Annotated in this window: 21 protein-coding genes; 8 read left to right on the top strand and 13 right to left on the bottom strand. The window is 35.8% G+C overall.

The features are described from left to right. Positions 1-173: 173 nt before the first annotated feature. On the bottom strand, positions 174-809 hold the full coding sequence (locus tag FCN74_RS10510; RefSeq protein ID WP_138932556.1) for an alpha/beta hydrolase: 636 nt from the start codon (positions 807-809) through the stop codon (positions 174-176). A 268-nt stretch (positions 810-1077) separates the two neighbouring features. On the opposite strand from FCN74_RS10510, the gene FCN74_RS10505 reads away from it, so the two are divergent. The 5 genes from FCN74_RS10505 (at position 1078) to FCN74_RS10485 (ending at position 5947) form a co-directional block, all read left to right on the top strand. Continuing rightward, positions 1078-1497: a PaaI family thioesterase gene (locus FCN74_RS10505; protein ID WP_138932555.1), complete on the top strand. Its 420-nt coding sequence runs from the start codon at positions 1078-1080 to the stop codon at positions 1495-1497. After that, complete coding sequence (locus FCN74_RS10500) at positions 1498-2598, top strand: chorismate-binding protein (RefSeq protein ID WP_138932554.1); 1101 nt, start codon at positions 1498-1500, stop codon at positions 2596-2598. It begins immediately after the preceding gene. A gap of 63 nt (positions 2599-2661) precedes the next feature. Further along, a complete protein-coding gene (gene menD, locus FCN74_RS10495) occupies positions 2662-4389 on the top strand; it encodes a 2-succinyl-5-enolpyruvyl-6-hydroxy-3-cyclohexene-1-carboxylic-acid synthase (RefSeq protein ID WP_138932553.1) in 1728 nt (575 codons plus the stop codon). Positions 4390-4478: 89 nt separating this feature from the next. After that, positions 4479-5033 (top strand): amidohydrolase family protein, encoded by a 555-nt coding sequence (locus tag FCN74_RS10490; protein WP_138932552.1) that lies wholly within the window; start codon positions 4479-4481, stop codon positions 5031-5033. A 38-nt stretch (positions 5034-5071) separates the two neighbouring features. Further along, positions 5072-5947: a Fic family protein gene (locus FCN74_RS10485; protein WP_246062609.1), complete on the top strand. Its 876-nt coding sequence runs from the start codon at positions 5072-5074 to the stop codon at positions 5945-5947. Between the two features lie 72 nt (positions 5948-6019). Here the strand turns inward: FCN74_RS10485 and FCN74_RS10480 are convergent, their stop codons facing one another. The 12 genes from FCN74_RS10480 to FCN74_RS10425 form a co-directional block, all read right to left on the bottom strand. Next, positions 6020-6952, bottom strand: a complete 933-nt coding sequence (locus tag FCN74_RS10480) for a PD40 domain-containing protein (RefSeq protein WP_171047163.1) — start codon at positions 6950-6952, stop codon at positions 6020-6022. Between the two features lie 2 nt (positions 6953-6954). After that, complete coding sequence (locus FCN74_RS10475) at positions 6955-7788, bottom strand: hypothetical protein (protein ID WP_138932549.1); 834 nt, start codon at positions 7786-7788, stop codon at positions 6955-6957. Further along, the gene (locus tag FCN74_RS10470; RefSeq protein WP_138932548.1) at positions 7788-8585 is read right to left on the bottom strand and encodes a hypothetical protein; all 798 of its coding nucleotides are present in this window, start codon (positions 8583-8585) and stop codon (positions 7788-7790) included. The genes FCN74_RS10475 and FCN74_RS10470 overlap by 1 nt, the downstream gene beginning before the upstream one ends. 17 nt (positions 8586-8602) lie before the next feature. Then, entirely contained in the window at positions 8603-9820 is a 1218-nt protein-coding gene (locus tag FCN74_RS10465) for a hypothetical protein (protein ID WP_138932547.1), read from the bottom strand. Between the two features lie 10 nt (positions 9821-9830). Next, the gene (locus FCN74_RS10460) at positions 9831-12524 is read right to left on the bottom strand and encodes an ABC transporter permease (RefSeq protein ID WP_171047162.1); all 2694 of its coding nucleotides are present in this window, start codon (positions 12522-12524) and stop codon (positions 9831-9833) included. Positions 12525-12526: 2 nt separating this feature from the next. Continuing rightward, positions 12527-12889: a PadR family transcriptional regulator gene (locus tag FCN74_RS10455; RefSeq protein ID WP_138932545.1), complete on the bottom strand. Its 363-nt coding sequence runs from the start codon at positions 12887-12889 to the stop codon at positions 12527-12529. Positions 12890-12893: 4 nt separating this feature from the next. Further along, positions 12894-13592 carry an ABC transporter ATP-binding protein gene (locus FCN74_RS10450; RefSeq protein ID WP_138932544.1) on the bottom strand — a complete coding sequence of 233 codons (699 nt, stop codon included), beginning with the start codon at positions 13590-13592 and terminating at the stop codon, positions 12894-12896. A gap of 2 nt (positions 13593-13594) precedes the next feature. After that, positions 13595-14836: an efflux RND transporter periplasmic adaptor subunit gene (locus tag FCN74_RS10445; protein WP_138932543.1), complete on the bottom strand. Its 1242-nt coding sequence runs from the start codon at positions 14834-14836 to the stop codon at positions 13595-13597. 185 nt (positions 14837-15021) lie between these two features. Then, entirely contained in the window at positions 15022-15603 is a 582-nt protein-coding gene (locus tag FCN74_RS10440) for a YceI family protein (RefSeq protein ID WP_138932542.1), read from the bottom strand. 26 nt (positions 15604-15629) lie between these two features. Then, complete coding sequence (locus FCN74_RS10435) at positions 15630-16079, bottom strand: MarR family winged helix-turn-helix transcriptional regulator (RefSeq protein WP_138932541.1); 450 nt, start codon at positions 16077-16079, stop codon at positions 15630-15632. A gap of 135 nt (positions 16080-16214) precedes the next feature. After that, the gene (locus FCN74_RS10430) at positions 16215-16601 is read right to left on the bottom strand and encodes a PUR family DNA/RNA-binding protein (RefSeq protein WP_138932540.1); all 387 of its coding nucleotides are present in this window, start codon (positions 16599-16601) and stop codon (positions 16215-16217) included. A gap of 72 nt (positions 16602-16673) precedes the next feature. Continuing rightward, a complete protein-coding gene (locus FCN74_RS10425; protein WP_138932539.1) occupies positions 16674-18434 on the bottom strand; it encodes an ABC transporter ATP-binding protein in 1761 nt (586 codons plus the stop codon). Positions 18435-18581: 147 nt separating this feature from the next. On the opposite strand from FCN74_RS10425, the gene FCN74_RS10420 reads away from it, so the two are divergent. From FCN74_RS10420 to FCN74_RS10410, 3 genes are all read left to right on the top strand, one after another. After that, a complete protein-coding gene (locus FCN74_RS10420; RefSeq protein WP_138932538.1) occupies positions 18582-19535 on the top strand; it encodes a Fic family protein in 954 nt (317 codons plus the stop codon). Between the two features lie 166 nt (positions 19536-19701). Continuing rightward, the gene (gene uvrA, locus FCN74_RS10415) at positions 19702-22533 is read left to right on the top strand and encodes an excinuclease ABC subunit UvrA (protein WP_138932537.1); all 2832 of its coding nucleotides are present in this window, start codon (positions 19702-19704) and stop codon (positions 22531-22533) included. 23 nt (positions 22534-22556) lie between these two features. Then, the gene (locus FCN74_RS10410) at positions 22557-23243 is read left to right on the top strand and encodes an LOG family protein (protein ID WP_138932536.1); all 687 of its coding nucleotides are present in this window, start codon (positions 22557-22559) and stop codon (positions 23241-23243) included. Positions 23244-23249 lie beyond the last annotated feature (6 nt).

Raw genomic sequence — 23249 nt, 5'->3', positions numbered from 1 at the left:
CGAGGAGCTTACGACGAAGCAATCTAAGGTTATATTTATGATTTATTAAGCAGTTACGTCGTCACCTCTGGTCGTTTACTAGTGAGGATAAATAATAATGATTATAAGTGAAATAAATTTAATATTCTTAGGTTGGTTTAATCATAGGATACAGACAGGTTTGTGAGAAAAACTCACCTATCAAAAGTCTTTAAAATCTCTTGACTAACTTCATGCTTTCCTTCAAAAGCTAAGACTTCAAAATCATTCCCAAACAAATTTTCGGCTTTTTGAATTTCTTGTTGAGCTCTGTTTTCTGTGATGTAAGGGTCAGACTTACCGTAAATTAAATAAGCCTTGAATGATAAACCCTTAAAATCCTTAGCGCATAATTCCACAGGAATACCGCCTGAATGTATCAAGAGTTTATCACAATTAATTTTTGATTGTGCTATCCAGCGCATAGCGACAGAAACCCCTTGTGAGTAGCCTAAAACGATAAGTTTTTTATCAGGATAAGGTTGTATTTCTTTTTGATAAATGGCATTAAAGCAGGCTTTGATGTTTTGCATCTCAAGTTGCGTTTCTTCTCGTGTAAGCCAAGACGCACCAATGCGTTTAAAATTTTTGTCTTGATAATATTTTGACGGCGCTTGTGGAGCGATGATGTAATTTTTATCAGAATCTAGAACTGAAAAATATTCAATGAAATACCGACTCAAATATCCCAATCCATGACAAACAAACCAAATATTTTCAGTTTTATCAGTCAATTGATTTAAGGTTGAGTAGGTTTTTTGAGTTGAGTATGAAATTTTATGTTCGGGCATATATTTATGTGTATTTTTACGTCGATTTCAAAAATAGCAATTAATCATTATGCTAAAAATAACGAATTACAATTCAAACATTTGTATCTAATCAGTGTATTTTTATAGCAGTGTAAACTTTTACAAGCATGCATACTATAAGTAATTTGTTATTTTTTTGGAACATTAAGGCATTAAGAACATAAAGAAAATTCATTAAGATTACTCAACATGAAAATAGGTCTTAATGAATAGTTATTTTATGGTATAACTAATATTTATCAAAATTATGACAAATGAAGAGATTCTAAAGCGCTGTAATGCCATCACCAAAAATACGTTAATGGAGACGTTATCTATAGAATATACAGAAATTGGTAAAAATTATCTGGCGGCAAAAATGCCGGTAAATTCTAAAGTCTATCAACCTGATGGTGTGCTTCATGGCGGTGCAATGGTAGCTCTAGCTGAAAGTGTAGGTAGTGCAGCAGCTATTGTGTTTTTAGACCCTACCAAATTCAGCATTAGAGGTATTGAGATTTCTGCCAATCATGTCAGAAGCATCAAATCCGGTTATGTGTTCGCAAAGGCCATGTCTATTCACCTCGGTAAAACTACTCAAGTTTGGGACATCAAAATCACAGATAAGGACAACCGATTGATTTCTGCAGTTAAACTTACTACTCTAGCTTTACCAAAGTCTTCATAAATGTTTCAAAACGATTTTTTTCAACGTCTAAAATCCCATTATAAGCAGAAACGCCCTTTTGTATGCTATGCGCAAAATTATCAGCTTAAAGCCTATTTACAAAGTGATAACCAGCTAAATATAATTAAAGATTTTAGCCAAACTGGTTTTGTATTTTGTCCATTTACGTCATTAAATCCACAAGTAATATTTCCCGAGAATCAATGTGAAATAATCCAATCTCAACTTTATAAAAAAGATATAAAATCATCGAAACAGAAGAAATTACCTTCTATTGCAGAACGAGAAAACCATATCAAACTAGTTTCAAAGGCTATTGATACCATTAAAAATACAGATATAGATAAAATCGTCTGTTCACGTAAAATAAAAGTTAATTATCAAATCCACATTTTTGAAGTCTTTGAAAGATTATGTCAGAACTATCCAGATGCATTTTCATATTGTTGGTATCACCCTAAAATAGGATTATGGCTTGGTGCAACACCAGAACGTTTTATTTACCTTGATAGAAATGTGCTAGAAACTGCTGCTTTAGCAGGTACCATAAATGCTCAAGAACAACCAGAACCCGAATGGACAAGTAAAGAAAGAGAAGAACAACAAATGGTGGTTGATTTCATTATTTCTGCTTTAAAAAAACATTCCAAAGATGTTAAAATTGTAGAGACTCATAACGTAAGAGCTGGAGATTTATGGCATTTAAAATCGGATGTAAAAGCCAAAATTCAACCTGAACATTTATCTAAAATCATTCAGGATTTACATCCTACTTCTGCAGTTTGTGGCTTGCCAAAAGACAAAGCCATGAATTTTATTGAAACCAATGAGCTTTATGAGCGTAGTTACTATTCTGGCTTTTTAGGCCCTATGCACTTTAAACACGCCGTTACACGATCTAAAACTCGAAGGAATCAAGAACAGCAAGCCATAAAAAACATCAAACGCGTTTCAGATTTGTATGTGAATTTAAGATGTATGCAAGTCTTTGATGACTATATTGAACTTTATGTCGGTGGAGGCATCACAATAGATAGTCAACCCGAAGCAGAATACTTGGAAACGCTTGCCAAATCTCAAACCTTGTTAAATGTGCTCTAAGAAAATTTACCCAAAGAAATACCATTGACTTTAGAATTGTAAATTTGTATAAAAACATAAAGATTGAAATACAATATATCTTCGATTCCATCAGCACAGACTATCGTAGAATTGTGCCGTAAAGCCAGCATAAAACACATCGTAATCTCTCCCGGTTCTCGTAACGCTCCATTGACTATTAGTTTTGCGACACAGCCTTTTTTTAACACTTACAGTATTGTCGATGAACGCTGTGCGGCTTTTTTTGCTATGGGCATGGCTCAACAACTTCAAGAACCAACAGCCATCGTCTGTACTTCTGGCTCGGCCATGTTAAATTATTTTCCGGCTGTGGCTGAAGCCTTTTACAGCCAAATCCCTCTCGTGGTGATTTCAGCAGATAGACCGGAACATTTGATTGATGTTGGTGATGGTCAGACCATTAAACAGCCTTATGTTTTTACCAATCATGTTGCCTATGAAGCCAATTTAAAAAGTGATAACCGTGAGGATGATAATACGTTGATTCAAGATTTTAATTCAAATCAAATTTTTAATGCTTTACAAACTTGCCATCAAAATCAACTCCCCGTGCATATCAACGCTCCATTTGATGAACCACTATATGATAAAATTGATGCTCAAAATGTGGATTTAAATGCATTTGAGTTTACAAATAAAGACGCCTTTTCTCAGGTTCGTCAAATGCATATAGAAAGCTTCGTTGAACACTGGAATGCATCTGATCGGAAATTAGTTTTAGTTGGTGTTAACCATCCCGACGATATCAAAATTGAAGATTTAGAGTTTTTAACACAAGATAACTCGGTTATCGTCATGACGGAAACCACATCTAATTTAAATCACGAGAGGTTTTTTTATAGCATTGATGGGATGATTGCTCCCATAGAGTTGGATGATAAAAAAGAAAATTTATTTGATAAATTGCAGCCCGAAATTGTATTGACTTTAGGCGGAATGTTAGTGTCTAAAAAACTTAAAGCTTTTTTAAGGCGCTTTAAACCTGAATTTCATTATCATATCAATCCATATAATGCTTATGATACGTTTTTTTCAGATGTGATTCACTTACAGTATGAGGTGAAAGAATTTTTTAACGCAATTAAACCTCAAATCAAAGCTAAAACATCAGATTATTTCACGTATTGGAATACCATAAAGAATAGTCGTGAAATACAAACAGAAAATTATATCAAAAACATACAGTATTCAGACTTTTGGTGTTATGATTTTATTTTTAAAAACCTCCCTAAAGACATTTTATTGCATCTCGGTAACAGCTCATGTGTCCGATATTCCAACTTTTTTGATTTAGATACGCAAACACAAGTTTTTTGTAATCGTGGCACAAGCGGCATAGACGGTTCAACATCTACTGCGATTGGGTCGAGTGTTGTTCAAAACAAATCTGCATATTTAATCTGTGGCGATCTGAGTTTTTTATACGATTCCAACGCCCTTTGGAATGATTACACATCAACCGACTTCAAAATTATTATTATCAATAATCACGGTGGTGGTATTTTTAGGATTTTACCCGGCGATAAACACGATGATTATTTCCATACCTATTTTGAAACCCAACATCAGCATACTGCTAAACATTTGGCAAAGATGTATGGATTTGAATATAATAGAGTTTCCGATAAGGCTGGATTAGAAAATCAATTACCGACATTTATTAAATCTAAAAGCAAATCTATTTTAGAAATCTTTACGCCGACAGAACTCAATGATAAAGTGTTGTTAGATTACTTTGAGGTTTTGAAAAGCTCTAATCGAGAAATTTGATGTTTATCTGACAACTCATCGATATATATGCCAGTTCAACTTTTTTCTTTTAGAGTTTGTTGAATTTCATGTTAGTTTTGAAATAAAAAATGAAAATTGAATACGCTTTTTGTTTATCTTTTAGTTTCATATTGATAATATCACTATTCGCTTGTCAATCTTCAGAAAGCCAACAACCGGTCACATGGGTCAAAGGTGCTCACGTATTTCAAAACGGAAATTGGGAAGAGTCAGATTTTTATATCAGTTCAGATTCTTTGCTATTTTCTAAACAAGGAGTGATTAAAGATACCATCGATGCCACAGGTAAATACATCACACCAGGCTTTGTTGAAGGCCATACGCATAATTTAGATCGCAGTTGGCAACATGACCTTGTCGATAAATATTTATCTGAAGGCATCTTGCTGGTTAGAAATATGACCTCCAAGTCTAAAGGTGTTAAGGCTTTTAGGAAGCATTTGGATACTGTGTCCTCACCTCGTGTGCTTTATTCTAACTGGGGGTTTACCTCGACCTTAGGTCATCCGTTTACCGCCTATGAACCCTATACTTTAGGGTATTATACGATTGAAGAAATGAGAGAAAATCTCGAAAAATCTCACAAAGCCGAAATGATTTATATAACTCCTATGCTTTTGTAGACTCCATTTCTCAACTGAAGACGATTTGGCCTGAATTTTTGAAAACTGACCCGGATTTTGTGAAAATCTATTATTTTAATGAAAAAGGCATTGAAGAAAAAAATCCCGGAGCCCATGGTTTAAAGTATGAAGTAGCCAAAGCTATTATAGATAGTGCTCACGCTTATGATTTAAAAGTGCATGCCCATATTGGTAACGTTCAGGAATTAGAAGGAAACGATGCCGGATTTAGAAAACTCCCGGGAACTGAATTGAAAAACTCCGCAACAGGTGAAGTAGTTTATACTCCTCCGCAAGATTACAAAGATATTGAACGATTAATGGATAATCTGGAAACATTTATAAACAGCCACGATAAAGATGAATTAGACCCATTGGTTAAAATGTCAATTAACCATTATCAATTCGAGAGTATTCATCCCTTTTACGACGGAAATGGGAGAACCGGCAGGATTATTAATATTTTATATCTGATTCAGGAAAAATTACAAGACCTTCCTATTCTGTATTTGAGTAGCTATATCATTAAAAATAAAACGGATTACTACCGTTTACTCCAGAAAGTGAGAGATACCGATTCGTGGGAAGAATGGCTATTGTTTATGATTGATGGAATAGAGAAGACATCGAGAGAAACAATAGACTTGATCTTAAAGATAAGTGAGCTTATGATGAATTATAAACATAAAATAAGAGAGAATTATAAATTCTACAGTCAGGATTTATTGAATAATCTATTCAAACATCCCTATACTAAAATTGAATTTTTAGTCAATGATTTGAATGTTTCTAGGATTACGGCAGCTAATTATTTAAATAAGTTAGCTGATGATGGATTGTTGATTAAGAAAAAACTTGGGACTGGAAATTATTACATCAACGAGCCATTATTTGATTTATTAACCAATAGGTAGAAAAATACACAGCCGGCAAACATAATATATAAAATAACAAGTCTTCACTATTAAAATGCTTAGGTCATTACTTTAATTTAACGCCTTTAATTGATCAGTTTTTATAACGTAAAGATTTCTGTTCGCTATAGTATCAGTTTCTGAAGTTAAGCGGTCGGACACGAAAAACAGATATTTACCATCGGGGGTCACAAATGGACTAGTGTCATTATATTTTGTATTGATCGGCTCGTCTAGAATTTTTGGGGTTGACCAGCTGTTATTTTTGCGATGGGAGATGTAAATATCTTCTTTATCGTAGCGCTCATCACGTCCATAAACCGCAAAAAGCATGTACTCGTGTTGTGGATCTACAAAGGGATTGTTTTCTCCGCTATAATCCGGGAAGAGCATTTTTCGGGCGTCTTGTTTATCTTTAATTTTATCATCACTTATTTTAGCTTTAAAAAAATACATGCCGGAACCTCTTTGGTAGGCCCAATAATAAAACGACCCGTCTTTTGCTAAACTTCCGCGCTTTTCGCTCATTTTAACTGTTGAACTGATTCGTTTTACATCTATCCAATTGGAGGATTGAGATACCACAAAAAAATCATCTGCGGATTTGGGCTCTCCTTTTAAGTTATCTGTTCTATCTGAACTAAAAATCAGTCGTTTACCATCCGGACTCATGCTTACATGGCCTTCTTCAAAATCATCAGTTTCAAATGGAGCCGGTCGCGGTTTAGACCATCCGGAAGAAGTTAAACTGGATATAGCAATACCGGATTCACCATCGCCTTTGTCTGTGGTGTGAAAGAAAATGGTATCGCCTTCAGACGTAAAGGCAAAATTATAGATTTCTGCAGTTGGTCTGGACAACACGTCTTTACCAACAAGGTGTAAAGTATCGGTTTCCGAAATCCAAGAAAAACCTTCAGATTTCCGCTTTTCATCAGACATACAACTGAATAAGATCAACATTAGACCGAGAAAACCAATGTTTAATTTGTTATTAAAATTCATCATCATTGATCTTTTGTTTCTGTCAGTTTTTTGTTCTGATTAATCATAAACATAATTTTGCTCTTGTCATAAAATCTTAACCTACCGGTTTTAGCGACCAGAAAGGCTATTGTTTTTTTATCATAGGACGTTATCACATTGCTCATCGGAATAACCTCCAACATAACAGGGTCTGACCATTTGCCCTCTTTATTTTTGAGTGAAAAATGAATGCCTTCAAAGGTATCATCTGAAACCCCATGCTGGGCAAAAATCATGGTCTTATCATCTAACAATAATGGGGAATAAGCTACGGCATTTTCACGATCCGGATATATCATTTGGGGTTTTTGGTATTCACCGTTTTCAAACTTAGCATACAGCAATCCACCATCAGACCTGTTTTCCCTGTTGTAAGTGTAATAGTAAAAGTCTTGATTATCATCCATAAAATAGTAATACATATTATCCACAAAAAGCCGTTCCGACAAATAATAAGGCGCGCCGATATTCTGTGGACCGTCGTATTTGCGTTTTACGGTATAAAACTCACCGGAAACTTCATCCTGAAAATTATGAATGAGATATTCGCCATCAGAAGAAAATGCCGATCGGTTGGGTCTGCTTGTAGAAAGCGTATCAATGTTTACACTGCCATCAGCTTTATTAATGAGCAACATATACTGGGATTTATCAGAACGATTGTAGGCGGTCGAAATCAAAATATCGCCTTTGGGATGAAAACTGATAGTTGTTGGAACAATTTTTAGTGAATCTAATATGCTATTGATTTCTTCTTGAGCTAAACAGATTTGACTTAATAAACATAGCATCGTAATAAAAATTAGTCTTTTCATCATATCAAATTTTTAAGTGTTTTTTGAACTTCTTCGAGTTTGTAATATTCAGTCCTACGGGTTTGAGCATTGATATAAATAATATCGCCATTCTTATCAAATCCTAAGCTCCAACCATAAGGCCAGTCTTCAATCTTGACGGGTGTTTGCCATTTACCGGCTGTTTTTTGACTGACATAAATACCGTTGACGCTCTGATCATCAACTCCATGTTGCGCCAAAAGCATGGTTTTTTCATCTAAAAGCAATGGTGAAAACGGCACATAATTGGATCTGTTGGGGAGTAATAACTCGGCTTTACCGTAGCGGTCTTCGTCAGTTTTCATGATCCGATAAAGCCCTTTCGGGTCTTTCGCATAGGTGTAGAAATAGACATTCTCGTTTTTATCCACCATAAAGTAAGTTAATGCCTTTAGGCCTGTCATTTTTCTAAAATCTACCGGTTCGCTAAATTGACCATTTTCATATGTTCTCAAGTAGGTTTTTCGCACATCCTGAATGGTATCTGCAAAAGCATACAACAAATGGTCACCATCATTAGACAGCTTTGAAATATTCAAGTAAAATCCATAATCCAAAGTATCTATTTTTGCTTCCTCTTCATTTATCGGAGTAAGTTTAAATAATTGAGGGGTTGTTCCCTTAGAATTTGCAGAAATAAACCATTCTCCGTTTGGATGTTGGCTGATCATTTGAGGAATGATTTGATACTGATCTAAGTAATTGTTGATATTTTGAGCTGGCGCTACTGAATTTACTAATAGCAAGATTTCGGCAAGTAATAATTTTAATTTCATAGTATAATATTTTTTAGTTAATAAAATTCTCGTAATTCTTTAACTGCTGATGTCTTGACCCGATAAATTTCAGTTTGCCCTCTGAACCCGCTATTGAAATAAAAATATTTCCCCTGCGGATCTATTCTGCCACCATAAGTCCAGATAAAATCCCGATTCACCGGTGGGCCAATCATTTCAGGTTCAGACCAGCCGTCCTGGAGTTTTCGACTGATGAACAAACGGTCTGGTAAATCTTTTTTTCGGTTATTTTTATGAAAAATGATAAATCTGTTATCGTAACCCATAAACACGCCGGCTTCAGCTTCTTCAGTATTGATGTTCTTATCAAATTCTTCAACACTGTAGCTCCCATCATCTTTAAGTCTTGCGATATAAATATCTCCTTTTCCAGACTTTTCGATATTTTCTAATTTACCGTAAGTGGTTAAAAGTATATCGCCCTGAGTGGTCATCCACGGAAAAATATCATAGCTGTCGGTATTGATTGAATTGGGTAAAGCTGTTATTTTCCCAACTTTTGTCGGGGTCTCAAGGTCAAGAAAATAGTAATCACCGCCACCCTGATGTGGTAAACTATCTACTAAGGGTTTGCCGTGAGCGATAAGTTTAGACTGATCAGCTGCAATGCCTATTGAATAAAACTCCCAATGCTTACGGTCGTAATTCACTTCTTGCGTTTTCCATAGCTCGCCATCGTTATTGGCTAAATAAATTCGCTTTTTACTCACAAAATATATTTGATCAGCAGAAACAGGTGTTGCCCAGGCATTGGTTTGAAAATCTTTATCAAATTGAAGTGGTAAGAAATCTCTGGAATCAGCAAGTGATTGACGCACCATGGTATCAGTTTGACGCATCGTAGCATCATATTCATTTCTCAAAAACGTGAATTTCCCTTGCCAAATGGAGTCTTCCTTTTTCAATCTCAATTTGTTGGTATACGCATGGAAAAAAGCTGAATCATCAACAACGCTATCCAGTGCGATCGGTGAATCATAAGATTTAAAATCAGATCTTAAATATCCGTAAACCTGTTCATCAGTTCCGGTAATCAGTTCTAGTTCAAAGTTAATCGCAGTCGAATCTGTAGCAAGTTGAAGTTGGTAGGTTCCTTTCCAGTTGTCGTGTTTATCTTTGCTTTTCTCCGCTTTTGTAGAGCATTTTATAAGAGTTAAAAGGCTAAGAAAAATGAGAGTTGCAAACTGTACTTTTATTTCCTTTTTATGTATCATAATTTAAATATTATTGTTGTTCCTGAAGGGTTTTTACAGGCACCGCCCGAACGACTTTTAGAGTAATCAAACTTACTGCCGTGGCTGAAATAAAAATGGTAATCAGTGCCGCCCAAAGGAAGATTAACAGGTTTAAATCTATTCTGTAGGCAAAGCTATTCAGCCACTGCGAAACGCCATAATAAGTGAGTGGCGCAGCAATGATAATGGCAATGATCAATAACCATACATATTCTTTATTAAAACGTTTGATCAATTGTAAATAATTGGCTCCAAGAATTTTTCTTATACCGATTTCCTTTTGTTTTAGTGTTGTCAAATACGTTGTTAACGCAATTAATCCGATCACCGCTACGAAAAATGCCACCACGCTAAATAAAATGCAAATACTGCCTAATCGGCGTTCTTTTTTATATAATTCTTCGATATTTTGAGACAAATAACTGGTGTAAAAAGCTTTGTCTAAATTCAACTTTTTATAAGCCGCTTTGATCTGCGTCATTAGTTGTTCTGTGTTGTCGGTATCGAATCCAATTGCAGCCCAGCGTACATTTTCGGGTTCTTTGTAAGCGGTGATGAACATCGGCGTGATGCGTTCTCGTAAAGAAAACATATTGATATCCCTAAAAAAACCGCCAATTTCAAAGGGAAATCCTACTTCGCCGGTTTCTTCATCGGTATATTCGGGTTCTTCTATGATTCGTCGTCCTAAAAGTTCATTAGCCGTTAGATTAAATTGCTTCATTAATTTCTGTTTTAAGGTCTCGTTGATGATTACGATTGACTTTGGCGCGTTATCCGGATTTTCAATGATGTCCGGGATACTGGTTTCAATCCCCAGCATTTTTACAGATTCATAAGTCAGGTAAACATCGTAGGCGTCATCAAAAACCTCATCGGTTTGGCCGAGCTTATATGTGGTTTGGTTAAACGGACTTCGCCCTAGTGGACTACCGGTGCCCACGCCGGTGACACCAGGAATTTTAAGCACTTCATTTTTAAAGGTATTATAGACATCAGCATCTTCACCAAGGTTAACATAAACCAAAGCATCCCGGTCAAACCCAATGTCGGCGGTTTGAATATAGTCCAATTGTTGGTTGACGTATAGCGTTAAACTACACAAACCAATTAGTAAGGCAAATTGAAAAGTAATGATGGCTTTTCGGGTCGTGACACCACTTCCGCCACTTTTGACGAGATTGCCTTGAAACAATCGGATGATTTTTTTCTTTCCCAAATATAAGGCCGGATAAAGTCCGGAAAGTAATCCGATAATCAACGCTATCCCAAACATATACAACCAGATTTTTCCATCGGATGTCTGTAGATCGACATTCATAAAAGTATTAAACTCCGGGATGAGCAATCTTAAACCCAAATATACTAGCGGAATACTCAGCAAACTCAGTAAGAGCGATTCTGCCAGAAATTGCTTGACGATTTGCGGTTTTTTGGCACCAAAGAGTTTTCGCATGCCGATTTCACGCGTTCGCGAGGCATTCATCGCTATGGAAAGGTTGGTATAATTGGATATGGTCAGCAACAGAATAATACCGGAAATGACCCCAAAAATGTAGAGATAGGTCTTATCACCTGGCGGTTTCAACTCATATAACATATTGGAATTGAGGTGAATATCTCTGATGTTTTGAATGATACTCCCTTTAAACAATTCACTTTGAGACAATGGGGTGTTGATTTTATCCATATTGTCATCAATTTGTTGGGCGATATCCTGTGGGTTTTCATTTTCAGCAATTTTAATATAGCTCCGGCTACCCCAATAATTGATTTTTTTAACGTTCATCGCCATATTAAAATCATAATGCGATGTGCCGGGAATGTTTTCAATTACACCTGTAATCACAAAATCATTGTCATTATACCGGAGAGTTTCCCCAATAATATCGTCTTGAGCCCAATTATCCCCAAAAAACCGTTTGGCTTCGCTTTCCGTTAACACTACCGTATTTAATTGCCGGCTAAATTCATTGGCATTACCCTGAATAAATTTCCAGTTGAAAAACTCAAAAAAGCGAGTTGGAGTATTGGTTTCCAATAGATTTTCTACTGCTAATTCTTTGGCATTCGCGGTGACCAATTCCGGTAAACCAAAGGTGTAAAAATGACAAGCCAACTCTACTCCCTGAATATTTTGCAAGCCATTGATCTGTTTGAGTTGCGTTTCTCGTGGCGCACTGTAGTATCCATCAAAACTGTAAACACTGTATTTTTGTGACCTGAATTCTCGACCTAATCGGTATTTCTGGTCGTTATCTTGATGAAAGGCATCAAAGCTGGTTTCATAATCGATATAAAGTATAGCTAAAAGCGTAAACAATAAGCCTATCACCAAGCTGAGGTAATTGATAGCATTATAAAACTTTTTACGGCTCAAATGACGTAAACTTGTTTTTAGGTAATTAGGTAACAAAATGAAAAGTTTTGATTTTTGAGACGGTATAATGGTTTTTTGGGAAGTCACCTTTTGGTATTCCTGACAAGTGCTTTTTAAACATGGCGAAACGGCCTTTTTGGCTTTTTCAAAAGCCGCTTTTTGATCCAGACCTTGTAATAAGTAATCATCATAACGGTCGTAAAGCGAAGCTATGATCTCATCGGCATAGCCCGGTTCCATCACCTCTTGCGCCAGGAGTTCTTTCCGCCATTCTTCCACTGCATTATCAATATTAAAACTCATATTCATTTGGTCTTTAATGTAAGCGTCGCCAGATCATCCTCATTGTTGTTCCATAAAATGCGCATCACCTGATCGACATTTTTCCATTGTTTTTGTTCTTTTTTTAGGGAAGCCAATCCTTCTTCTGTAATTTGATAATATTTACGTTTTCTGCCATTCTCGCGTTTCACCCATTTGGAACAGATAAGATCATCTTTTTCCATACGGTGTAAAACCGGATACAGCATGGCGTCTGTCCATTGTATTTCACCGTCGGACAAGCGTTCTACTTCTTTGATGATCTGGTAGCCGTAATTTTCTCCATAGGATAAAATGGATAATAACAAGGGTTTGGTAGAGGCAGCGACGAGTTGTTTAGTAATCATGATGTTAAGATTTTATGAGTTCGTTTTCGTGTTCAAGCGTTTGGCCGTCAAATAATTCGATGAGGCGTTCGGCATAATCGGCATCGTGTGCCGAGTGTGTGACCATCACCAGGGTTGTTCCGGATTGATGGAGCTTTTGCAAGATAGCCATAACCGCTTCGCTGTTTTTAGAGTCCAGGTTTCCGGTAGGTTCATCGGCAAGGATCAATTTGGGTTGAGTTACTACGGCACGGGCAATGGCGATACGTTGTTGCTGTCCTCCGGAGAGTTGCTGCGGAAAATGATCGCGTCTGTGCATCATTTCCAAATCTTTGAGCACAGCTTCTACACGCGTTTTTCTCGATTTTTGACTCACGCCAAGATAGAGCAAGGGCAATTCGATATTTTCATAAGCAGTGAGTTCATCGATCAAATTAAAGGATTGAAAGATAAAGCTCACATTGCCTTTCCTAAGTTTGGTGCGTTGGGCTTCGTTGAGTTTGTGAATCGCTTGGCCGTCAAAATAATATTCTCCTTTGGAGCAGACGTCTATCATGCCCAAAATATTGAGCAAGGTCGATTTTCCACTTCCGGAAGGTCCCATGACAGCCACAAATTCGCCTTTTTCAATAGTTAAAGACAAATTGTTGATGGCCGCCGTTTCAAGACGGTCGGTGTAGTGGTATTTGTAAACTTGCTTTAATGCAATGAGGTTTTTATCCATGTTTATTTGAGTTTTAATTGATCGTAATCTTTAAAATTGTCATAGTTTGAAATGATGACTTGTTCACCTGCAGTTAATCCGCTTTTGATTTCGTAATAGGCATTGTTTTGTTGTCCGATTTCTATTGATTGTTTTTCAGCAGTTTTGCCATCGACAACAAAAATCCATTGACCGCCGGTATTGCTGTAAAATCTCCCTTTGGGGATGACCAGGGCTTGTTTGGGCTCGGATAGGTTGAGTTGTATTCTGAGGGTTTGTCCGTTATAGAAATCAGCATCTTTAAGATCTTCAAATGCAAACTGAACCCTAAAATTTCCTTCTTCTACACCCGGGAATTTTTTAATCAATTTCACCTTTAGGTTTTTTCCGGAATTTTGGACGTTTCCAGACAATCCGGTTTGTATATTATTGATGTAGAGTTCATCGATTTCGGCTTCTATTTTAGGCGGATTGATGTTGTAAACAATGCCGATGCGTTGACCTTCATCAACGCGTTCGCCATTGGAAAGGCTAAAATCGCTCAGCTTACCGTCAACAGGCGCAGTAATGCATAGTTTATCGAGAATGTTTTGAACGGCGATAAGGTTTTGGGTCAGCCGGTTTTCTGAGGCGTCGATTTGGTTGATTTGGGTTTCCCTTGCCAGAGAATCGGTTTTGTAAACTTTTATCAAGATGTCTTTCCGTTTTTTGAGATAGGTGTAACGCTTGCTGATTTCCTCATAATCCTGAGCGGCAATAACACCTTTTTTAAAAAGCTGTTTGTTGCGTTCGTAACGTCGTTTCTGAATGTCCAATTGGTAATTGACTTCCTCGATTTGTTGTTTTTGGCTCAAATCGTTTTGGTTGAGAAGAATTTTGGTTTGCCTTTGGGTATTGAGTTGTTCTAAAAGTTGAGACTCACGCTGTAATACTTCAAGTCTTAAGTTGGAGTTGGACAATTGAACAATGGTATCGCCTTGTTGTAATTCATCGCCGGATTTGGCAAAGATTTGCTCGACACTACCGGATTCACTGGCATCTAAATAGGTTTGCCGATTGGGAATGATGCTCCCAGTGATGCTAATGCCTTCCTCAAAGGTGGTTTTAGTTACCGTAGCTATATCAACTTGTTTTGCATTTATGGATATAGATTGTGAACCCGCAGCCGCATAAACCAACCAGCCGAGTCCGGATAATAATACAATGGTAGCTGCAATACTGATTCGTTTTTTCCAGTTATTTTTGGGTTTGACCACTTGATCCATATACCTAATATTGTTAGGCAAATATATACATAATGTTGTTATGTAAGTTTGCTTGTCTTTTTTTTAACAATATTTATTGAATTTTAAAGGGAATAATATTGGAAAGCACTTTGCTATTTTGATTTTATGATATAAAAAAACACCTCAATTGAGGTGTTTTAGAATTCAGTTATGTATTGTAAGCCTTAGAATTTCAACATAATATCTAAAGTAAATTCATCATAAATGGTCTTGTCGCCTAGGTCGTCAAAAAATGAACCGGAACCGTATCGGATATCGTATTTGGTTCTGTCAATGACCAATGTTGTTTTAGCCGTATTTTTAGACATTTTCAAATCAAATGCGATAGGATTGGTTTTTCCCTTGATCGTTAAATCACCTGATACACCGTAAACTCCATTAGACTTTTCAGCGGCTGTTTTGATGGTAAACTTAGCTGTTGGATATTTTTTAACTCCAAAAAAATCATCTGAATTAAGGTGGCCTTCTAATTTTTTCTTAGAATCACCTTCAAGATCTGTAACAGTAATTGAAGTCATATCAGCAGTAAATTCACCACCAACCAATTTACCGTCTTTCATTTCAAAATAGCCTTCATTTAGATTGATTGTGCCTTCATGTGAACCGGTCAGTTTTTCACCAGTCCAAGTAATTTTGGAGTTTTGGACATCTACTTTTTTCTTTTCAAAACTAGTTGAAAAAGCAACCAAGGTCAAGGCGATAATGCCTGCTAAAATTCCTTTTGTAAAATTTGTTTTCGTTTTCATAGTTTAATTTAATTTAAGGGTTATAGTTAAGTTCTTAGAGTATTTAATAAATGATTGATATTTTCTAATGCTTCAATATTCAAATGCTGTGTCAATTCTTTTTCTTTTTGCTCAACTGCCGTATTGACTTGTTCTAAAAACGTTTTACCGTAAGCGGTAATCACGATTTCAACCTTGCGGCGGTTGTGTTCACAAACAGTTCTACTTACCAAATCTTTATCGATGAGTTTATCGACCAATCTTGTGGTATTGCTCATTTTACTCACCATCCGATTTTGAATATTGGTTAAACTTGCCGGTTTGTCATTTCTTCCCTTCAATATACGCAATACATTAAATTGTTGAATACTGATGTCAAAAGGTTTTAAAACCTGATTGATTTCTTCATTGATATAATTACTTGTATAAATAATATTGATGAGCGCTTTTTTATGCTCAGAAATGTTATCTGTTTTTATATGCGTTTCAATATCCATGTCAATACAAAAATTGTAGATACAAATGTATTGGAATTTAAACAGTCTAGATGATAAGAAAACGTTAAAATATCAAATTAAAAAACCCTTGCTGATTGGGCAAGGGTTATGGTAATCTAAAATACGATGTTTCTATTATATATCTTCAAAATCGACATCTGTATATTTTTCAGCTTTTGGCTTTGATGCTTCACTACCATTAGACTCTGACTTTTCAGAACTTGGGTCAAAGTTAGGTTGGTGTCTTTCACTGATCACTTCTTCTCCTTTTTCATCAATGATAAAAGAAGTAGCTTCTTCTAATGCAGTTTTAAAATCTTCAAAATCTTCTTTGTAGAGATAGATTTTGTGTTTTCTGTAAAAATAAGACCCGTCATCGTTTGTAAATTTTTTACTCTCTGTAATGGTCAAATAATAATCTCCGGCTTTGGTTTCCCTTACATCAAAAAAATAAGTTCGTCTTCCAGCTCTAATGACGCGTTCAAAAATGTCTTCATTTTTTCTGTCACCCTTGTCACTCATAATCTTTAGAATTTTTGGTTATTGGTTTTGAGGTCAAAAATCTTAAAAAATTTAACACAATACAAACAAATCCTAGTTTTCTTTTGCTTTGAGTTGCTTTTCGTACAGCGATTTATAGTAACCCTCTTGATTGACAAGCTGTTGGTGATTGCCTTGCTGAATAATTTTTCCTTTTTCTAGGACGATAATATCATCGGCATTTCTGGCTGAGGAAACGCGATGGCTCACTATAATAGCAGTTTTATTTTTTGAAATGGTATTAAATTTATGCATAATGGCTTCTTCTGTTTCGGTATCCACAGCTGACAAGCAGTCGTCAAATAAGACAATTTGCGGTGATTTAATGATTGCTCTTGCGATAGATACACGTTGTTTTTGTCCACCTGAGAGTGTGATACCGCGTTCGCCAAGTACTGTATCATAGCCTTTGCTAAAGTTGATAATGTTATCATGTACTTCGGCGCTTTTAGCCGCTTCTATTATTTCTTCTTCTGTAGCATCAGCTTTACCAAATTTAATATTTTCTTTGATGGACTCGCTAAATAAAAAAGCATCTTGTGGCACGTACCCTATTGCACTTCTTAATTTATTTAAATCTAAGTTTTCAATGGGAATACCATCAATTGTAATTTCCCCTTTCGAGACATCATATAATCGTCCTATAAGTTCTAAAATGGTTGATTTTCCCGAACCGGTATTGCCTAAAATAACTAGTCGATGTCCTGATTTGACTTCAAAACTTATGTTTTTAAGCGCTGTAATATTGGTATCTTCATAGGTAAAACTGACATTATCAAACTTTATATGGCCTTCAATATCTTTTTTGATAGGATTGTTACTATTACTTATGTCTGGCTTTTGTTTTAAAAAGTGGTTTATTCGTTTTTGAGACGCTTCGGCGCGTTGCACCATAGTTGTAATAAACCCAACTGATGCCACAGGCCAAGTTAACATGTTGACATAAATAATAAATTCTACTATAACGCCAACATCTGCTATTTCACCGTTGAAATACTGTAAGCTGCCTACATAAATTACAATGATGTTACTTAAACCTATGAGTAAAATCATCAATGGGAAAAACAAGGCTTGAACTTTGACCAAATCTATATTCTTGTGTTTACTTTCATTTGATAAATCCACAAAATTGGCATTGACACTGGCCATCATTCCGTAGGATTTAATTACACTAATTCCACTAAAAGCTTCTTGAGTAAAGGTATTGAGTTTTGATAAAAACTCTTGAACGACATTACTTTTTTGGTTGACTGCAACACTCAACTTATAAATCGCAAATGATAAAATAGGAAAGGGTAGAAGCGTATACAACGTTAGTGTAGGTGCTTTTATAAACATGTAGCTTATCAATACGACAAAAAGCGTGAGTGTAGTAACGCTATACATTAAAGCAGGTCCGACGTACATTCGCGATTTTGAGACATCGTCGCTGATTCTATTCATTAAATCACCTGTTCGGTTTTTCTTGTAAAAATTTAAGGACAAGTTTTCATATTGCTGAAAGACTTCATTTTTTAAGTCAAATTCTATGTATCTTGAGGCCACGATAAAAGTCTGACGCATCAAAAAGGTCAAAATGGCTGAAGCCAAGGCTGCACCAACAATCAAACCAATGTTAATCATCAATTCTTCTCTTAATTCAGCATTGCTATAGGTCTCGCTATTAAGATATTTTTCAATTGCTGCTGTAGAGTCTCCAATCAATTGCGGTGGAAATAAGGAAAATATTCGGGCACCGATAGTAATAAAAACACCTAAAAGCAATCTGCCACGGTATTTATAAAGGTATTTATTGAGATAAAATAATGATTTCATGACCGAGCGCAAATTTACATTTTAAATTTAGTTCCTTCCTCATAATAACAGAAGTTTAAGGGACATTAAGTCAAAAAGAAAATTTATATTAATATCGGATATATCAAAATATTTGTATTACCGATAATAAATATATATATTTGTGGTATGTGGAATATAGATTTGACCTATAGAGAAAAGCTACAAGCCACTTACGACAGGCTTTACGAAAAAAAGAAGCTTTTGCACGACGCAAGACCGCTTCCACAGATTGCTTTGCAAAAAATAAAAGAGGCTTTATCGGTAGAGTGGACTTACTATTCTAATCACATAGAAGGAAATACACTTACACTTCGCGAAACTCAAATGGTTTTGCAAGAAGGCGTTACTATAAAAGGTAAATCGCTTAGAGAACATTTTGAAGTCAAAAATCATGAAATAGCTCTGCAGTATTTGTATAAACTTGTCAGTAAAGATTATCAGCTTAAAGCTGGAGATATCTTAGACATTCATCGCTATGTTTTAAGAAGCATAGAAGATGACTATGCTGGAAGACTTCGTAATGCTGGTGTGCGTATTTCTGGGACTAACTTTATGCCACCAAATGCGCTTAAAGTGCCAGATTTACTAGATGAACTTATTACTTTTGTCATAGAAAATCCCCTTCAGCTCAATGATATTGAGTTGGCAACTGTTTTTCATCATAAGTTTGTGTGGATTCATCCTTTTTTTGATGGTAATGGCCGAACGGTTCGCTTAGTTATGAATTTACTTTTGCTTAAGGTTGGGTTTACGCCAGCCATAATTCTTACTAATGACCGCAAAAAGTATTACACAGCGCTCAATTCGGCCAATAACGGTAATTATTACAAACTCAGTTTGCTGATGGCTCAAGCTTTAGAGCGCACGATGAATATTTATATCAGTTCACTTCCAGATAATGATTTGAATTTTAGAAAAATTTCAAATCTCGTTCAAGAAGAAAGATTGCCTTATGGTCAGGAATATCTTAGCCTCTTAGCAAGACAAGGAAAAATTGACGCTCATAAAGAAGGTCGAAACTGGTTGACTACAAAAAAGGCTATTGAAGAATATCGCGCTAAACGTAAGCGAAAACGATGAGAATGATTAATTAATCCGCCAATACAATTATTAATGTTATTTGAGTATTTATGGCTTTATCCAAATTTAATTTTAAAAACTTTTTAAGTTTAATTATACTTTGCTCAGCCTAAAGTTTAAAACCCTTTAAGTAGATTTGCAGATTGTATTTTAAAACCAAACACTATTGAAAGCTGAAGAAGCCATTGAGGTTTTAGGCGCAAGAGCTCATAACCTGAAAAATATTGACGTTAAAATTCCACGAAATCAGCTTGTGGTGATCACAGGTTTATCGGGTTCGGGCAAATCTTCATTAGCTTTTGATACGATTTACGCTGAAGGTCAACGTCGATATATTGAAACCTTTTCAGCCTATGCCAGACAATTTCTAGGTAATTTAGAGCGTCCAGATGTTGATAAAATTGATGGTCTATCACCTGTGATAGCCATCGAACAAAAAACCACGAGTCGCAGTCCACGAAGCACAGTTGGTACTATTACTGAGGTCTATGATTTTTTACGTTTGCTTTTTGCCCGAGTTGGCACAGCTTACAGTTATAAAACAGGCGAAAAAATGGTCAGTTACACTGATGACCAGATTTTAGATAAAATATTAAGAGATTTTGAAGGAAAATCCATTAATATTCTCGCCCCTAAAATTCGCTCTCGAAAAGGCCATTACCGAGAACTGTTTGAACAAATCGCCAAGCAAGGTTTTGTAAAAGTCAGAATTGATGGGGAAATCAAAGACCTCGTGAAAGGTTTGAAAGTTGACCGTTATAAAACCCATGATATTGAAATTGTTGTTGATCGCTTAAAAGTTGAAGATAAGCCATCAATCAAAAAGCGATTGTCAGACAGCATCAAAACGGCCATGAAATTAGGTCAAAACACTTTGATGGTTTTAGTTAAAGACCAAAACAAACCTGTATTTTTTAGTCGAGAGTTGATGTGTCCTACAACTGGAATTGCATATCCTAATCCTGAACCCAATACGTTTTCATTTAATTCGCCTAAAGGCGCCTGTCCCGATTGTAATGGATTAGGACAAAAATATGTCGTAAACCCAGAAAAAATTATTCCCGACGATAGTTTATCCATCAACAAAGGTGGAATTGAACCTCATGGTAAAGCTAAAAATAATTGGGTGTTTAAGCAACTTAAAGAAATAGCCTTACATTTTGATTTTAAGCTGTCTGATCCTATAAACAAAATCCCAAAAGATGCACTAAATGTTATTTTGAACGGTGGTAAAGCCACTTTTAAGCATTATAATGAAACCATGAAAATGGATATTGAACATCGTTATGATTTTGAAGGTGTGGCAACATTTATTGAAAACACTTATAATGGTAGGCAAACTTCAACTTCATTAAAACGTTGGGCAAAAAAATACATGGATCATATTTTATGTCCATCATGTGAAGGCAGTCGATTGAAAAAAATGGCATTACATTATAAAATCAATAATCATAATATTTCAGATTATGTTGACAAGGATATTTTAGAGCTGTTTGAAATTATTAAACATTTACCAAAAAAACTTTCAAAGTCCGAACTTAAAATAGGAGAGGAGATCATCAAGGAAATTAAAACACGATTACAATTTTTAATTGATGTGGGGTTGACTTATCTCAATCTCAACCGCGGGTCAAAGACTTTGTCTGGCGGCGAAGCCCAACGAATACGTATTGCCACACAAATTGGTTCTCAGTTGGTTGGCGTGTTGTATATTTTAGACGAACCCAGTATTGGGTTACATCAGCGTGATAACGAAAAGCTTATCAATTCCTTAAAATATTTGAGAGATATTGGCAACTCGATTATTGTTGTAGAGCACGACAAGGATATGATGCTCAATGCAGATCACATCATTGATATTGGTCCTTTTGCTGGCAAAGATGGCGGTGAAATTATCAGTCAAGGTTCACCTAAACAAGTTTTAAAACACCAGACTGAAACGGCACAATACCTCAATGGACAAAAAGAAATTGAAGTTCCCAAGAAACGTCGAAAAGGTAATGGTAAACACTTACATTTGGTTGGCGCGACAGGACATAATCTAAAAAACGTCAGCATTAAAATTCCGCTCGGGCAATTAATTCTTGTCACTGGCGTCTCAGGAAGTGGTAAATCGACTTTGATTAACGAAACACTTTATCCCATTTTGAATAACCATTACTTTAATGGTGTCAAAGAACCTTTACCGTATAAAAGTGTTCGTGGTTTAAAACATTTAGATAAAGTTATAGACATCAATCAAAAACCCATTGGGAGGACACCTCGATCCAATCCGGCCACCTATACAGGGGTTTTTGATGAAATACGAAAATTATTTTCAAAAACTCCAGAAGCGCAAATCAGAGGCTACAAACCCGGTCGATTTAGTTTTAACGTCAAAGGCGGACGGTGTGAAACCTGCCGCGGTGCAGGATTAAAGGTAATTGAAATGAATTTCTTACCTGATGTTTATGTTGAATGTGAAACTTGCTACGGAAAGCGTTTTAATAGAGAAACCCTTGAAATTCGTTATAAAGGTCAATCCATCAGTGATGTTTTGCAAATGACCATAGACGAGGCAACAGCATTTTTTGAACCCATTCCCAAAATTTATCGCAAACTCAAAACAATTAAAGATGTGGGTTTAGGTTATATTACTTTAGGACAACAAAGCACAACGCTTTCCGGAGGCGAAGCACAGCGAATTAAATTAGCCACAGAATTATCTAAAATTGCTACGGGAAATACGTTTTATATTCTTGATGAACCAACAACAGGTCTGCATTTTGAAGATATTCGAGTGTTGATGAATGTATTGAATAAACTGGTTGACAAAGGCAATACCGTTCTGATTATAGAACACAATATGGATGTCATCAAAATGGCTGATTATATTTTTGACATCGGTTATGAAGGTGGTCAAGCTGGTGGACAACTCGTTGCTAAGGGTACACCTGAACAAATCATAAAAGACAAGAAGTCTTATACAGCAAAGTATCTCAAAAAAGAATTAAATTAGCAGTCTTTTTGAAATATGATGATATGGTAAATAAACATTTTAAGAATTGGAACGAAATTAAAACCAATGACAGCTGGGCGCTATTTAAAATCATGAGCGAGTTTGTTTATGGTTACGAACGCATGTCTGAAATTGGCCCATGTGTGTCTATTTTTGGTTCAGCACGGATGAAACCTGAAAACCCGTATTATGAATTGGCTGTAAAAGTTGCTGAAAAAATTGTTGAACAAGGTTACGGTATAATTTCTGGCGGCGGTCCAGGTATTATGGAAGCGGCCAATAAGGGAGCACATCAAGGTGGTGGAACTTCAGTAGGTCTAAATATAGAATTACCTTTTGAGCAACACGACAACCCTTATATTGATAAGGATAAAAATTTAGAATTTGATTACTTTTTTGTGCGTAAAGTCATGTTTGTAAAATATTCACAGGGTTTTGTGGTCATGCCAGGTGGTTTTGGTACTTTAGATGAATTGTTTGAATCTATTACTTTGATACAAACCAATAAAATTGATAAATTTCCCATCATTTTAGTCGGTAAAGATTTTTGGTCTGGTTTGATTGATTGGATAAAATTGGTGATGGTCAATACCTATGAAACGGTTAGTGAAAGTGATTTAGATTTAATTCATCTTGTAGACCATGAAGATGAAGTGACCGATATTCTAGACAAGTTTTATAACAAATACGACCTTAGCCCCAATTTTTAAATTATT

Origin of the sequence: Mesohalobacter halotolerans, assembly GCF_006120725.1 — a bacterium.
In the GTDB taxonomy this organism is placed as follows: domain Bacteria; phylum Bacteroidota; class Bacteroidia; order Flavobacteriales; family Flavobacteriaceae; genus Psychroflexus; species Psychroflexus halotolerans.
Note: the sequence above shows the minus strand (reverse complement) of the source record. Positions and strands in the feature narration are given on the sequence as shown.